The organism is Sedimenticola selenatireducens DSM 17993 (genome assembly GCF_000428045.1).
GTDB lineage: Bacteria > Pseudomonadota > Gammaproteobacteria > Chromatiales > Chromatiaceae > Sedimenticola > Sedimenticola selenatireducens.
Genome location: NZ_KE386617.1, coordinates 1 through 14,296, shown reverse-complemented (window position 1 = coordinate 14,296; position 14,296 = coordinate 1). Strand labels below are relative to the sequence as shown.

At 57.6% G+C, this 14,296-nt stretch carries 12 protein-coding genes and 1 pseudogene; 2 read left to right on the top strand and 11 right to left on the bottom strand.

Annotated features, from left to right (window positions below):
* Nucleotides 1–114: 114 nt before the first annotated feature.
* The 5 genes from tpiA to rlmE form a co-directional block, all read right to left on the bottom strand.
* The gene (tpiA, locus tag A3GO_RS0120560; RefSeq protein WP_029134995.1) at nucleotides 115–867 is read right to left on the bottom strand and encodes a triose-phosphate isomerase; all 753 of its coding nucleotides are present in this window, start codon (nucleotides 865–867) and stop codon (nucleotides 115–117) included.
* Between the two features lie 211 nt (nucleotides 868–1,078).
* Nucleotides 1,079–2,458: a phosphoglucosamine mutase gene (glmM, locus tag A3GO_RS24860; RefSeq protein ID WP_051302736.1), complete on the bottom strand. Its 1,380-nt coding sequence runs from the start codon at nucleotides 2,456–2,458 to the stop codon at nucleotides 1,079–1,081.
* Nucleotides 2,459–2,589: 131 nt separating this feature from the next.
* Nucleotides 2,590–3,429: a dihydropteroate synthase gene (gene folP, locus A3GO_RS0120550; RefSeq protein ID WP_037376222.1), complete on the bottom strand. Its 840-nt coding sequence runs from the start codon at nucleotides 3,427–3,429 to the stop codon at nucleotides 2,590–2,592.
* A 29-nt stretch (nucleotides 3,430–3,458) separates the two neighbouring features.
* Entirely contained in the window at nucleotides 3,459–5,387 is a 1,929-nt protein-coding gene (ftsH, locus tag A3GO_RS0120545; protein WP_211245108.1) for an ATP-dependent zinc metalloprotease FtsH, read from the bottom strand.
* Between the two features lie 147 nt (nucleotides 5,388–5,534).
* On the bottom strand, nucleotides 5,535–6,155 hold the full coding sequence (rlmE, locus tag A3GO_RS0120540; protein ID WP_029134992.1) for a 23S rRNA (uridine(2552)-2'-O)-methyltransferase RlmE: 621 nt from the start codon (nucleotides 6,153–6,155) through the stop codon (nucleotides 5,535–5,537).
* A gap of 148 nt (nucleotides 6,156–6,303) precedes the next feature.
* Between rlmE and yhbY the strand changes: the two genes are divergently transcribed.
* Nucleotides 6,304–6,603, top strand: coding sequence for a ribosome assembly RNA-binding protein YhbY (gene yhbY / locus A3GO_RS0120535; protein ID WP_029134991.1), 300 nt, complete (start codon nucleotides 6,304–6,306; stop codon nucleotides 6,601–6,603).
* Nucleotides 6,604–6,769: 166 nt separating this feature from the next.
* On the opposite strand, the gene greA is transcribed toward yhbY, so the two are convergent.
* From greA to trxC, 4 genes are all read right to left on the bottom strand, one after another.
* Nucleotides 6,770–7,246 (bottom strand): transcription elongation factor GreA, encoded by a 477-nt coding sequence (gene greA / locus A3GO_RS0120530; RefSeq protein ID WP_029134990.1) that lies wholly within the window; start codon nucleotides 7,244–7,246, stop codon nucleotides 6,770–6,772.
* A gap of 59 nt (nucleotides 7,247–7,305) precedes the next feature.
* Nucleotides 7,306–10,512: a carbamoyl-phosphate synthase large subunit gene (gene carB, locus A3GO_RS0120525; RefSeq protein WP_029134989.1), complete on the bottom strand. Its 3,207-nt coding sequence runs from the start codon at nucleotides 10,510–10,512 to the stop codon at nucleotides 7,306–7,308.
* 55 nt (nucleotides 10,513–10,567) lie between these two features.
* On the bottom strand, nucleotides 10,568–11,710 hold the full coding sequence (gene carA / locus A3GO_RS0120520; protein ID WP_029134988.1) for a glutamine-hydrolyzing carbamoyl-phosphate synthase small subunit: 1,143 nt from the start codon (nucleotides 11,708–11,710) through the stop codon (nucleotides 10,568–10,570).
* A 162-nt stretch (nucleotides 11,711–11,872) separates the two neighbouring features.
* Nucleotides 11,873–12,298, bottom strand: a complete 426-nt coding sequence (gene trxC / locus A3GO_RS0120515) for a thioredoxin TrxC (protein WP_029134987.1) — start codon at nucleotides 12,296–12,298, stop codon at nucleotides 11,873–11,875.
* 166 nt (nucleotides 12,299–12,464) lie between these two features.
* Here trxC and A3GO_RS0120510 point away from each other — a divergent pair, with 166 nt between their 5' ends.
* Complete coding sequence (locus tag A3GO_RS0120510) at nucleotides 12,465–13,310, top strand: MbnB/TglH/ChrH family RiPP precursor modification enzyme (RefSeq protein WP_029134986.1); 846 nt, start codon at nucleotides 12,465–12,467, stop codon at nucleotides 13,308–13,310.
* On the opposite strand, the gene tsaA is transcribed toward A3GO_RS0120510, so the two are convergent.
* Nucleotides 13,307–14,017, bottom strand: coding sequence for a tRNA (N6-threonylcarbamoyladenosine(37)-N6)-methyltransferase TrmO (gene tsaA / locus A3GO_RS0120505; RefSeq protein ID WP_029134985.1), 711 nt, complete (start codon nucleotides 14,015–14,017; stop codon nucleotides 13,307–13,309). The genes A3GO_RS0120510 and tsaA overlap by 4 nt on opposite strands.
* Before the next feature lie 28 nt (nucleotides 14,018–14,045).
* Nucleotides 14,046–14,296, bottom strand: a pseudogene (locus tag A3GO_RS0120500) (IS630 family transposase); the annotation flags it as partial.

Below are 14,296 nucleotides of genomic sequence, written 5' to 3'. Positions count from 1 at the left end.
TGCGAGAAAGAAGTCACATCGGCATCAAAAGTCTAAATTTCTGAGGTTTTTCCCGCAGACAATCCGGACAATCATCCTAAACAACAGGATGATGGCGCCGGATTTTACGGGTTATCAGTTGGCTGCCGTGCAGATTCCCAGAAAGTCGCCGGCATCAAGTGATGCTCCGCCAATCAGGCCGCCATCAATATCCGGCTTGGCGATCAGTTCCTGGGCGTTACCGGGTTTCATGCTGCCGCCGTAAAGGATACGCAAACCGTCCGCCACTCCCGCATCATGGCCGGCAACACGATTACGGATAAAGGCATGTACCTCCTGCGCCTGATCGGGTGTCGCCGTTTCACCGGTTCCAATAGCCCATACCGGCTCATAGGCCACCACACCATCCGCAAGGGCGGCAACCCCTTCCAGGTTGATCACCGCATCCAGTTGACGGGCGACAACCGACTCGGTAATTCCCTGCTCCCGCTCGGCAAGGGTTTCTCCCACGCACAGTATGGGAACCAGCCCTGCCGCACGGGCCGCGGCAAATTTTCGCGCCACCAATTCATCACTCTCGGCATGGTAGGCACGCCGTTCGGAATGACCAACGATGACATATTTGCACCCAAAATCCTGCAGCATCGAGGTGGCGATCTCACCGGTATAGGCACCGGATGATTCTGCCGAAACATCCTGCGCACCCCAGGCAACGGCGGTGCCCTGCAACTGCTGCTGAACAGCCGGCAGATAGATGGCCGGTGCGCAAACCGCCACTTCGGCTCGTCGCACATCAGCCATGCCTGCCTTAATCCCCTGGAGCAGCAGACCGATGCTCTCGAGGGAGCCATTCATTTTCCAGTTACCCGCAACGAGTGGTTGACGCATCGTTCTCTCCTGACTGCTTGTCTGTATCAGACCACCACCAATGATGGTTGTTAAGTAATCGATTCAAAGGGAAAAAGTCTATCCACCAGCCCGGGTGAAATCAAATCAGGAAATGGTATAGCCGGGATCAATTATCCCTATGATAATTAACACCAAGCAGCACTATCGGGAATCAAACCCGCCAGCCATGAGCCGGAATGTTAGCGCTGCTTCAAATCGAAACCGTTCGCCTGCTGTTCGCCGCCGGCGCGCTCACAAGCAGATCCAGGGCATCAACTATCTGCTGTGACAGGTTCTGGACCTGCCCGTCATCCGGACCTTCTACCGTTACCCTGATCAGTGGCTCGGTGCCGGAAGGCCTCAGCAATACACGCCCCGATCCGGCAAGTGCATCCTCGGCGGCGGCGACCGCCTGTTGCACCGACTCGGCAGCCATCAGTTCCGTAGCTGGCACGTTGCCCAGCTTTACATTCCGGGTGACCTGCGGAAACTTCTGGTAGCCGTCACGCAATTCATGCAGCTTCCGGCCGCTCTTGTTGATTTCCGCCAATACTTGCAGTGCAGAAATAATACCGTCACCGGTGGTGGTACGATCCAGACAGATAATGTGCCCGGACGGTTCCCCCCCCAGGGACCAGCGCTCCAACTGCAGCCGTTCCAGGATATAACGGTCCCCGACATCGGTGCGCACCAGTTCGATGCCGTGTTCATTCAACGCATGCTCGAGTCCGAAGTTGGTCATTTTCGTCCCGACCACACCACCATTCAGGATACCCCGGCGCAACCGGGAACAGGCGATGATATAAAGAATGTCATCACCATCCAGTACAGATCCGTTAGCATCCACCATGATCAGGCGGTCACCATCACCATCCAGGGCAATCCCCAGATCAGCCTGCTGTTTCAGCACCTCTTTCTGCAGGGTTTCAATATGTGTTGAACCGACACCTGCATTAATATTCAGCCCATCGGGTTCGGCGCCAATGGCAACGACCTCGGCGCCCACCTCCCTGAAGACATGTGGCGCGATGTGATAAGTGGCTCCATGGGCACAGTCCACAACTATCTTCATCCCCTTAAAACTCATGGTCCAGGGGATAGTGCTTTTGCAAAACTCTATATATCGACCTGCGGCGTCACCAACCCGATACGCCTTGCCCAGCTGTTCGGATTCAACCGTGGTCATCGGTTTATCCAGTTCCCGCTCGATCGCAAGCTCTACCTCATCCGGCAGTTTCTTGCCTTCGCTGGAAAAGAACTTGATGCCGTTGTCACAATGGGGGTTGTGTGAGGCGCTGATAACAATTCCCGCCTGCGCATGCAGGGTACGGGTCAAATAGGCAATACCGGGAGTCGGCATGGGACCCAGCAGATGTATATCCACACCCGCGGCAACCAATCCGGCCTCCAGCGCCGACTCCAGCAGATAGCCGGAGATCCGGGTATCCTTACCGATCAGCACCTTGCTGCCCCTGCCGTTGCCCAGTACCCGCCCTGCGGCCCAACCGAGGCGCATAACGAATTCCGGCGTTATTTTTCCCTCGCCGACACGGCCGCGAATGCCATCGGTTCCAAAGTATTTCCGTTTCAAGGCGCTCCCCTCTATCCCGGCAATTCATCAAATAAAGTTAAAAACATGTTTGTCGGATTACGCTGCGCTAATCCGACCGATCCCGTAGAAGGCCCGCTCCGGGCCGAATCCTCGCGGCGAGGGCGCCGCTCCTACGCTTCTACCGAAATCACCGCGTGCGACATACGCACTGCATCGACTGTCGGTTTTACGTCATGCGTACGAATAATCGCCGCGCCCCGCTCGACGGCCATGACGGCACAGGCCAGCCCGCCAAACAGCCGCTGGTCCACAGGGGCATCATCGAGTACCGCGCCGATCATCGATTTTCTGGAAATGCCCACCAGCAGGGGAAGTTGCAACTCACTGAACCGGTCAAGATGACGCAAAAGCGTGAGATTGTGCAATAAGGATTTACCGAAACCAAAGCCAGGGTCGAGCAACAACTTGTTTCTGGCGATACCTTCCGCCAGACAGGCGTCGACTCGCGATCGCAGAAACGCCATCACCTCTGCCACCACATCCCGATACTGCGGATCATGCTGCATGGTACGGGGCAATCCTTGCATATGCATCAGACAGACCGGCACATCCAGTTCTCTCGCCACGGCCAGCGCGCCTTCGTCGCGCAACGCCATCACGTCATTGATCAATCCTGCGCCAGCCGCTACCGCGTGGCGCATCACTGCCGCCTTGCTGGTATCCACCGAGATTGGAACCGGTATTTCGGAGGCGATGGCCTCGATGACGGGAATAACCCGGTCCAGCTCCTCCTGCTCTGAAACCGCCTGGGCACCAGGGCGGGTGGACTCGCCCCCGATATCGAGAAAATCCGCACCCTCGTCCACCATGGTACGGGCGCGCGCCAAGGCAACATCACGGGAAATAAAATCACCCCCATCCGAAAAGGAATCGGGGGTGACATTGAGTATGCCCATGATCCGCGGGCGTTTAAGGTCGATGCGATTACCGGCGCAATCGATGATCGTCATAGCGAACGCTGGCCTGATCAGGCAATGGGTCAGTGCTGTCCGGCAGGACCGCCAATCCCATCGGGAGAATCACCCTTGGGTTTATCAACCACATCGGCTTTTAATCCATCGCCACCAGACTTGGAGGAGGTGTCGGAATCATCGGTCCAGTCCGCTGGAGGCTGTGGCCGTTTGCCGGACATGATGTCATTGATCTGGGCGCTATCGATGGTTTCATACTTCATCAATGCCTCAGCCATGATGTGGAGCTTGTCCATATTCTCCTCGATAATCCGTTTCGCCCTGGCATAATTGCGATCAATGAAGCTGTGCACCTCTTCGTCGATGGCGTGAGCCGTCTCATCGGAGACGTTTTTATGCTGGGTGACGGAGCGTCCCAGGAAAACCTCTTCCTCCTCCTCACCATACATCAGCGGCCCAAGCCGATCCGAGAGACCCCACTTGGTGACCATGCTGCGGGCAATGCTGGTGGCACGCTGGATGTCATTGGAGGCACCGGTGGTGACCATCTCCTTGCCAAACACCAGCTCCTCCGCCACACGGCCGCCAAACAGGCTGGATATCTGACTTTCCAGATGCTCCTTGCTGTGGCTGTAACGATCTTCTTCCGGCAGGAACATGGTGACGCCCAAGGCCCGGCCACGCGGGATGATGCTCACCTTGTACACCGGATCATGGGAAGGAACGATACGCCCCACAATGGCATGCCCCGCTTCGTGGTAGGCGGTAAGCCTCTTATCATCTTCACTCATCACCATGGACTTGCGCTCGGCGCCCATCATGATCTTGTCCTTGGCCCGCTCCATCTCGGCCATCTCCACCATACGCTTATTGGCGCGGGCAGCGAACAGCGCCGCCTCGTTGACCAGGTTGGCGAGATCGGCACCCGAGAAGCCCGGCGTACCGCGTGCGATCAATGCCGGCTTCACATCATCCGAAGCGGCTACCTTGCGCAGGTGTACTTTAAGAATCTGTTCCCGTCCACGTACATCAGGAAGCGGCACCACCACCTGGCGGTCGAAACGACCCGGGCGCAGCAGTGCGGGATCCAGCACATCGGGACGGTTGGTCGCGGCAATTACAATCACACCCTCGTTGCCTTCAAACCCGTCCATCTCCACCAGCAGCTGATTGAGTGTCTGCTCACGCTCATCGTGTCCACCACCAAGACCGGCGCCACGGTGGCGACCGACCGCGTCGATCTCGTCGATAAAGATGATACAGGGGGCGTGCTTCTTCGCCTGCTCGAACATGTCGCGCACGCGGGACGCGCCGACACCGACGAACATCTCGACGAAATCGGAACCGGAGATGGTGAAGAACGGCACCTTCGCCTCGCCGGCAATGGCCTTGGCCAGCAGAGTCTTACCGGTACCCGGCGAGCCGACCATCAGCACACCCTTGGGGATCTTGCCGCCGAGTTTCTGGAATTTGGAAGGGTCACGCAGAAACTCGACCATTTCCGAGACCTCGTCCTTCGCCTCCTCAACACCCGCCACATCGGCGAAGGTGACCTTGACCTGATCTTCGCCCAGCATGCGTGCCTTGCTCTTACCGAAGGACATAGCCCCCCGACCGGCACCACCGCCCTGCATCTGGCGCATGAAGAAGATCCACAGGCCAATCAGGATAAACAGCGGGAACCAGTTGATCAGAATAGTCATCAGGATCGATGGTTTATCCGGCGGTGTGGCAACAATCTGGACATTATTGTTCAGCAGATCACCCACCAGCCCGTCATCACCCGGACTGTAAGTCGAGAAAGTGGCACCGGAGGTCAGTGTACCCTTGATTTCGCGGCCATCGATATTCACCTTCTGGACCGCGCCGCTCTTTACCTGGGCAATAAAATCCGAATAGGACAGCGCATTCGTCTGCGAGGTCTGGGTGGAAAAATTGTTAAATACTGACATCAAAACGATCGCGATGATCACCCAGAGAATCAGATTCTTTGCCATATCATTCAAGGTCAAAACCCTCTACATAACTACCAATGCCGAGAAAATCCCCACACCACCCTCGGCGCTTTCCGGCCCCTTGCCTTATCGACCACTGGAACCGGCCATAATTCAACTGGTTATCACCAAATCGGACGATCTACAGTACTATACATTATAGCGGCTCGCCACCAAGTACACCTCCCGGCTCTGTGCTCGGGAAGCGGCGGGCTTGCGTGTTGTCACCTTGGAGAAGGTGCTTCGCAGATCCCTCACATACTGATCGAACCCCTCGCCCTGAAAAACCTTTACCACGAAACCACCTCCGGGACGCAACACTTCACGCGCATATTCCAGAGCCAGTTCACACAGATACATGGCGCGGGGCTGATCGACAGCGCTCATACCACTCACATTGGGGGCCATATCAGAGATTACAAGATCCACCGGTCGACCGGCCAACAACACCCGTAACTGCTCCACCGACGCATCCTCGCGGAAATCACCCTGAATAAAATCCACACCCGGCAGCGCATCCATCGGCAGTATATCCAGGGCAAACACCCGTCCCGAACCGCCAACCAGTTTGACCGCCGCCTGGGACCAGCCGCCCGGCGCCGCACCAAGATCCACGACCACTTGTCCTGGAGAAAACAGACGATCCTTTTCCTGCAATTCCAGCAATTTGAAGGCCGCACGGGAACGATACCCCTCAGCCTGAGCGCGTTTGACATATTCATCATTGAAGTGGCGGTCCAGCCACTGGTGACTGCTTTTGCTTTTTTTCATCTGACCCGCTTGATATCAGTATCGGGACTCTGCGGTGAGCCTATTTCCACAGCACCGTAAAAAAGACCCATTTATCATAATATAGAGTGTCGAGTTGCCTGTAACTACGTTAGAATGCGCGGCCTTTCAAAACAGACCGGAGTCCGTGATGCCTCTGACAAAAAAACAGATTCGCCAGCTGAAGAGCCTGGTTCATCACCTCAATCCCGTGGTGATCATCGGCCAGAACGGTCTGACCGAGGCAGTTTTTAATGAACTGGATGTCACCCTGAACACCCATGAACTGATTAAAGTGAGACTGAATGCGGGCGACCGGGAAGAGCGTCGGGAGATGATTGTCCAGATATGCGACCGCTGTAATGCCGAACTGGTGCAAACCATCGGGCATGTGGCGGCTTTCTTCAGACGTAATGCGGACAAACCGGTCATTTCCCTGGTCCGGGATTGAACACGGCGACGCCGCTCCCGGTCATCCATGGCCTCCGCGGCATAAGTCCATCCCTGGCCAAAACCGCTCCCGGTCATCCATGACCTCCGCGGCATAAGTCCATCCCTGGGCAAAACCAAAAGGGGGCTACCGCCCCCTCTGCCCAAACCACGCGAGCCCCAGCCCACTACTCGTAGCGAACGTCCAGTATCTCCATGTGGCGCAGGCCATTCGGGGTCTGGACAGCCGTTTCGTCACCAACCGACTTGCCAATCAGGGCACGGGCCATGGGGGAACTGACCGAAATCAGCCCCTGTTTGATATCCGCCTCGTCGTCGCCAACAATCTGGAAGGTGTGTTCGGCATCCTCTTCCTCTTCATATACGTCTACGGTGGCGCCAAAGATCACCCGGCCATCGGCATCGATACTCTTCACATCGATTATCTGGGCATGGGAGAGCTTGGACTCGATATCCTTGATCCTGCCCTCGATAAAACCCTGTTGTTCACGCGCCGCGTGATACTCCGCGTTCTCTTTCAGATCGCCATGCGCACGCGCCTCGGCGATCGCCTGGATCACCTTCGGACGCTCAACCTGCTTCAGCTGGGTCAGCTCGGCCCGAAGACTCTCCGCACCTCTGACTGTCAGGGGCACCTTGCTCATACTTTAAACCTCATCTTTGTTCACTATCCAGGCATCCAACCGGAAGCCATCATCCCAGGTCAATGCAGGTCCTGCAGGCGGTTGACATTGGTACTGTCCGCCTGTTTCAACGCCAGACAGATCGCCTCGCCACCGGACATGGTGGTGGTATAGGTCACCTTGTGCTGAAGGGCGGAGCGCCGTATAGCGGCCGAATCGGCAATGGCCTTTTTTCCTTCCGTGGTATTGATGATCAGACGGAATTCATCATTTTTGATCATATCCACGATATGCGGACGGCCTTCAGCCACCTTGTTCACCCGCTCGCATTCGATGCCGTGATCCATGATCACCTTACAGGTGCCGCCGGTGGCATAGAGTTGGAAACCGATCTGACGCAGATCCCGCGCCACCGAGACGATACGGGCCTTGTCCTGCTCACGCACCGAAAGCAGAGCCCGGCCGGAGCGTGGCAACAGATCGCCACCCCCCTCCATCGCCTTGGCGAAGGCCTCGCCAAAGGTGGCGCCGACCCCCATCACCTCGCCGGTGGATTTCATCTCCGGCCCCAGCAGGGTATCGACCCCGGGAAATTTGACAAACGGGAAAATCGCCTCTTTGACAAAGTAGTTTTCCGGGATCACCTCTTCTGTGAATCCCTGATCCCTGAGTGAAACACCGGCCATGCAACGGGCGGCGATCTTGGCCAACTGCACACCGGTCGCCTTGGATACAAACGGCACCGTGCGCGAGGCACGAGGATTTACCTCCAGCAGATAGATCTCGTTATCCTTGATGGCGAACTGGGTGTTCATCAGACCCACCACCTTAAGCTCCAGCGCCATCCGGCGGATCTGCTCACGCATCCGGTCCTGAATCTCGGCAGAGAGCGTGTAGGGCGGCAGCGAGCAGGCGGAATCACCGGAGTGAACACCGGCCTCCTCGATATGCTCCATGATGCCGCCGATCACCACGTCGGTACCATCGCAGATGGCGTCAATATCGACTTCAATCGCGTCATTCAGGAAGCGGTCGAGCAATACCGGTGAGTCATTGGAGACGCTGACCGCCTCGCGCATATAGCGCCGCAGGTCATCCTCATCATGAACGATCTCCATGGCCCGTCCGCCCAGCACGTAGGAGGGACGCACCACCAGGGGATAGCCCACCTCCTGCGCCAGCAACACCGCCTGTTCAGCCTCGGATGCGGTGCGGTTGGGCGGCTGCTTCAGGCCGAGTTTTTCCACCAATTGCTGGAACCGCTCACGATCCTCAGCCAGGTCAATGGAGTCGGGTGAGGTACCGATAATAGACGCACCGGCTGCCTCCAGCGCCCGCGCCAGTTTGAGCGGGGTCTGCCCGCCATACTGCACAATGACACCCATCGGCCGCTCGACCTCGATCACCTCAAGCACATCCTCCAGAGTCAGGGGTTCAAAATAGAGTCGATCCGAGGTGTCGTAATCGGTGGAAACGGTCTCCGGATTGCAGTTGACCATGATGGTCTCATAACCATCCTCGCGCATGGCGAAGGCGGCATGTACACAGCAGTAATCGAACTCGATGCCCTGACCGATCCGGTTCGGCCCGCCGCCCAGCACCATGATCTTTTTCTTGTCGGTCGGCTGCGCCTCGCACTCCTCCTCGTAGGTGGAGTACATGTAGGCGGTGCTGGTGGAGAATTCAGCAGCGCAGGTATCCACCCGCTTGAACACCGGGCGCACCCCGGCCTGCCAGCGTGCCTCACGGATTCGGTCCTGCTTGACATCAACCAGTTTGGCCAGACGCTCGTCGGAGAAGCCCTTGCGTTTGAGATAACGCAACCGATCGCCGTCCAGCGCGGACATGCCGCCAGCGCGCACATCGGCCTCGATCTGCACCAGCTCCTCGATCTGCACCAGGAACCAGGGATCAATCTTGGTCAATTCGAAAATATCATCCCGGGACAGGCCCGAACGGAAGGCGTCCGCCACATACCAGAGGCGCTCCGCACCCGGCTCGCGCAACTCATGACGCAACGTGGTTTTGAGCTCTTCTGATTCCAGATCCACCACCTCATCGAGGCCGCTCTTGCCCGTCTCCAAGCCACGTAACGCCTTCTGCAGCGACTCCTGGAAAGTGCGGCCAATGGCCATCACCTCGCCCACCGATTTCATCTGTGTGGTCAGGCGATCCGGCGCAGTCGGAAACTTCTCGAAGGCAAAACGGGGGATCTTGGTCACCACGTAGTCGATGGACGGCTCGAACGAGGCGGGGGTCGCACCGCCGGTGATCTCGTTGCGCAGTTCATCCAGGGTATAACCCACCGCCAGTTTGGCGGCGATCTTGGCGATCGGGAAACCGGTCGCCTTGGAAGCCAGGGCGGATGAACGGGAGACCCGGGGATTCATCTCGATGATAATCATGCGCCCGTCTTGTGGATTGATGGCGAACTGTACGTTGGAGCCACCGGTATCCACGCCGATCTCGCGCAACACCGCCAGCGAGGCGTTACGCATAATCTGGTACTCTTTGTCGGTCAGGGTCTGGGCCGGCGCCACGGTGATCGAGTCACCGGTGTGCACACCCATCGGGTCCAGGTTCTCGATGGAGCAGATGATGATGCAGTTGTCCTTGTGATCCCGCACCACCTCCATCTCGTACTCCTTCCAGCCCAGCGCCGACTCCTCGATCAGCAGTTCCCGGGTAGGCGAGAGATCCAGTCCGCGTTCGCAGATCTCGACAAACTCTTCCCGGTTGTAGGCAATGCCGCCACCGGAGCCGCCCATGGTGAAGGAGGGCCGAATGATGGTGGGGAAGCCAATCTGCGCCTGCACCTGCAGCGCCTCTTCCATGCTGTGGGCCACCGCCGCCCGGGGCATATCCAGACCGATCTTCTGCATCGCCTGGCGGAACAGGTCACGATCCTCCGCCTTGTCGATCGCCTCGCGTGAAGCACCGACCATCTCGACCCCGTACTTCTCCAGCACCCCTTCACGCACCAGATCCAGGGCGCAGTTCAGGGCCGTCTGGCCGCCCATAGTGGGCAGCAGCACATCGGGGCGCTCTTTCTCGATAATCCGTGCAACCGTGCGCCAGGTGATCGGTTCAATATAGACCGCATCGGCACTGTCGGGGTCAGTCATGATGGTGGCCGGGTTGGAGTTGACCAGGATCACCCGATAGCCCTCTTCCCGCAGCGCCTTGCAGGCCTGGGCCCCGGAGTAGTCAAACTCGCACGCCTGGCCGATCACGATCGGGCCGGCACCGATAATCAGTACGCTTTCAATGTCTGTTCTTTTTGGCATTGGTTGCTTTTAAATCCGCAGTAAATGGCTTGTTTCAGTTATCGTCTAACCCGCTCTATTCCGCGGCTTGCATTAACTCGATAAAGTGGTCGAACACCGGCGCCACGTCATGGGGTCCCGGGCTCGCTTCCGGGTGACCCTGGAAGCCGAAAGCCGGTCGGTCGGTACGATGAATCCCCTGCAGGGAATCATCGAACAGGGAGCGGTAGGTCGCCTCCAGATTGGCCGGCAGGCTCTGTTCATCCACCGCGAACCCGTGGTTCTGGCTGGAGATCATCACCACCTTGTCCTGCTGGTTCTGCACCGGATGGTTGGCGCCGTGGTGGCCGAATTTCATCTTGACGGTCTTGGCGCCACTGGCCAGGGCCAGCAGCTGATGTCCGAGGCAGATGCCGAATACGGGGATTCCGGTATCCACAATGGTCTTGATCGCCTCTATGGCGTAGTCGCAGGGCTCCGGATCGCCCGGGCCATTGGACAGGAACACCCCGTTCGGCCGCAACTCCAGCACCTTGTCCGCCGGTGTCTGGGCCGGTACCACCGTCACCCGGCAGCCACGATCCACCAGCATGCGCAGTATGTTGCGTTTGATGCCGTAATCGTAGGCGACCACATGGGTCGGCAGGCTCTCTTCAATATGCCCCGGAGACTCCGGCAAGCCGCCTTCCAGGCTCCAGGTGCCTTGTGCCCACTCATAGGGTGTATGGGTAGTCACCTCTTTCGCCAGGTCCATGCCCTTCAGTCCAGGGAACGACCGGGCCGCATCCAGAGCGGCCGCTTCATTCGGTTGATCGCCAGCCATGATGCAGCCTGACTGGGCGCCTTTTTCACGCAGGATCCGGGTCAGCTTGCGGGTATCGATGCCGGCAATCGCCACCACACCGTTTTCCCTGAGGTACTGATCCAGGGTCCGCTGGCTGCGCCAGTTGCTGGCCAGCAGCGGCAGATCACGGATGATCAGTCCCGCGGCGTAGATATCACCGGACTCTTCATCCTCGTCGTTGGTACCGGTGTTGCCGATATGGGGGTAAGTCAGGGTGACGATCTGCCTGCAGTAGGAGGGATCGGTGAGGATCTCCTGATAGCCGGTTATGGCGGTATTGAAAACCACCTCGCCGATTGTCTGACCATCGGCACCGATGGATTCACCACGGAAGACCGTTCCATCTTCCAAGACCAATATTGCGGGCTTACTCAAGAAACCAGTCCCCTTCAGGCATGCCAAACGGGACAGTCTCAAGGGAGCCATCCCGAACAGATTAGGATTTTCTGGGAGCGACTGTACTGAACCGTAAAGCCGCCGACCGGGTGAATTCTACTTGAATCCGGGTGCCCATGTCCATGCGACACCTGGCAAAAATCACAGCTGTTTTGTCGTCCAGGAAACCAGGCCCGACGCATCCATCGCCCCTGAAACCCGGGCGATTTCCGATCCACCCCGGAACAGGATCAGGGTGGGAATGCTGCGGATGGCAAATCTGGCCGCCACCGACTGCTGTTCTTCGGTATTGATCTTGATGAGTTGCACCCGCGGCTCCAGCCGGGCAGCCGCCTGTTCGAAGGCCGGGGCCATCATTTTGCAGGGACCACACCAGGGGGCCCAGAAATCGACCAGCAGCGGCAGATCACTGCGACTGACAAAGCGCTCAAAACCGGCGCCATCCAGGGCAATCGGCTTGGCGCTGAACAGTGGCTTGTGACACTTTCCACACTTCGGATCCTCACCGATGCGCTGATCAGGAACCCGATTCACTCCATAACAATGGGGACACAGGATATTTGACATCACACTCCTCCACTTATACATCGAAAACCTACATGTGCCTGGGATTCAGTTGGGTGCTGATAAATCAGTTTTCAAGTATTTACCAATATACCAACAAACCTTCACCCCTTGCCCTGCCAGGGACAAGCAGAGTATTGTCAGCGCAGTCAGGTGTCGCTGCAGTCCTATGAACAAAAGAAACAACCACATCACGCTCCCCTACCTCGGATACGGTCTGCGTCTGCGCACCGAATATCTGGAAACCATTCTTCGCGACCAACCGGAGCTGGACTGCATCGAGGTCATTAGCGACAACTACCTGGCTGCCGATGAGTCAACGCTACGGCAACTGGATGAACTGAGAGCGCGATACCCCCTCATGCTGCATGGTCTCAGCTTGTCTATCGGCAGCCCGTGGCCACTGGACCAGAGCTATCTGGAAGAGCTGAAAAAACTGACCGGCCGGATCGAACCGGTCTGGATTTCCGACCACCTCTGCTGGAAGGGGGCAGATGATGAACAGGGCCAACTTCTGCCGCTGCCCTATACGGAAGAGACACTGGAGCATGTCGTTTCGCGCATCGACCAGGTGCAGTCATTCCTCGGCCGACAGATACTGCTGGAAAACGTACCACTGGATCAGGAAGATCATCAGGCGATACCCGAGGCCGAGTTCATTCGTGAGGTGGCCGAGCGCTCTGACTCGCTGGTCCTGATCGATATCGGCAATCTGCTCACCAGCAGCCTGAACCAGGAGTTCAACCCCTCGGACTACATTAGTCAGCTACCCAGGGACCGGGTGCAGCAGGTTCATCTGCCGGACATCAGTTTCCAGCCGGCAACGGATGATGCATGCGATACCCCACCACACATTATCGATCCGATCTGGCAGCTCCATACCGAAATGCTGGACCGCTTTGATCGTGTTACCACGATCATTGAGAGGGAGGACACCATTCCGACCCTGCAGGGGATGCTCTGTGATATCAAAAAAGTGCGCAAGGCGGTTGATCGCCACCTGGAGAAAGATTAATCCACACCGGGTGACGCCAGCTCCAGCACCTCTATCCGATCACCATTAATGCGCCAGCGCAGGTCAAAGTCGTACAACCGGATGCCGTAGATCCGGCCCGGCTGCGAGTCACCGGAGTAGGCCGGGCGTGGATCAACTTCCAGCAGACGGGTAATAAACCGGCGTAGCTGATCCGGTTCGCAACGAGACAGCAGTTGCGCCTTCGCGAGAGCCGAAAACAGCACCTGGAACCGGACTGCGGGCGCCTCCGGCGCAAACCCGGAACGGGCTTCCGGAATACTGTCCACGTACCCCACATAAGGCTTTACATCCAATACCGGGGTGCCATCCAGCAGATCAATCCCTGACAGCTCCAGCACGACCTCCCCGTCGACCGCTCGCACCTGCTCAAGCTTCACCACCGAGAGACCGATCGGATTGGGCCTGAAAGGCGACCGACTGGCAAACACCCCCACCCTTTTGTTACCACCCAGCCGAGGGGGGCGCACCATCGGCTGCCACTCGTCCCGCAGCGCCTGATGAAACACAAACTGCAACCAGACATGGGAATACCCCTCCAGACCGATCACCGCCTCCGGTCGGTTATAGGGTGCAGCGAACACCAGCTCGCCCCTGGCTTCCGCAATCAACCCCGGTTGACGCGGGATACCGAACTTCTCCTTGTAGGGAGAACGGATGAAACCGATGGGTTCGAATGTATAGACCATGACTTCAAAACTAATCTAGTGTACCCCGTCAAACGCTTTGTAACTTATCAAGCGTTTGACGTCCACGTTTAACTTTCTCAAGAATATCGTTTGCCGACTTCGTCCAAATGAAGGGAGCAGGAGATTCATTGTGCTTGCTGATGTAATCCATCACCGCCTTCTCAAGCTCGGCGACACTGCAAAAGATGCCGCGCCGCAGCTGCCGCTCAGAAAGATCTCTGAAAAACCGCTCCACCATATTCAACCAAGAAGCACTTGTGGGCGTAAAGTGAACATGAA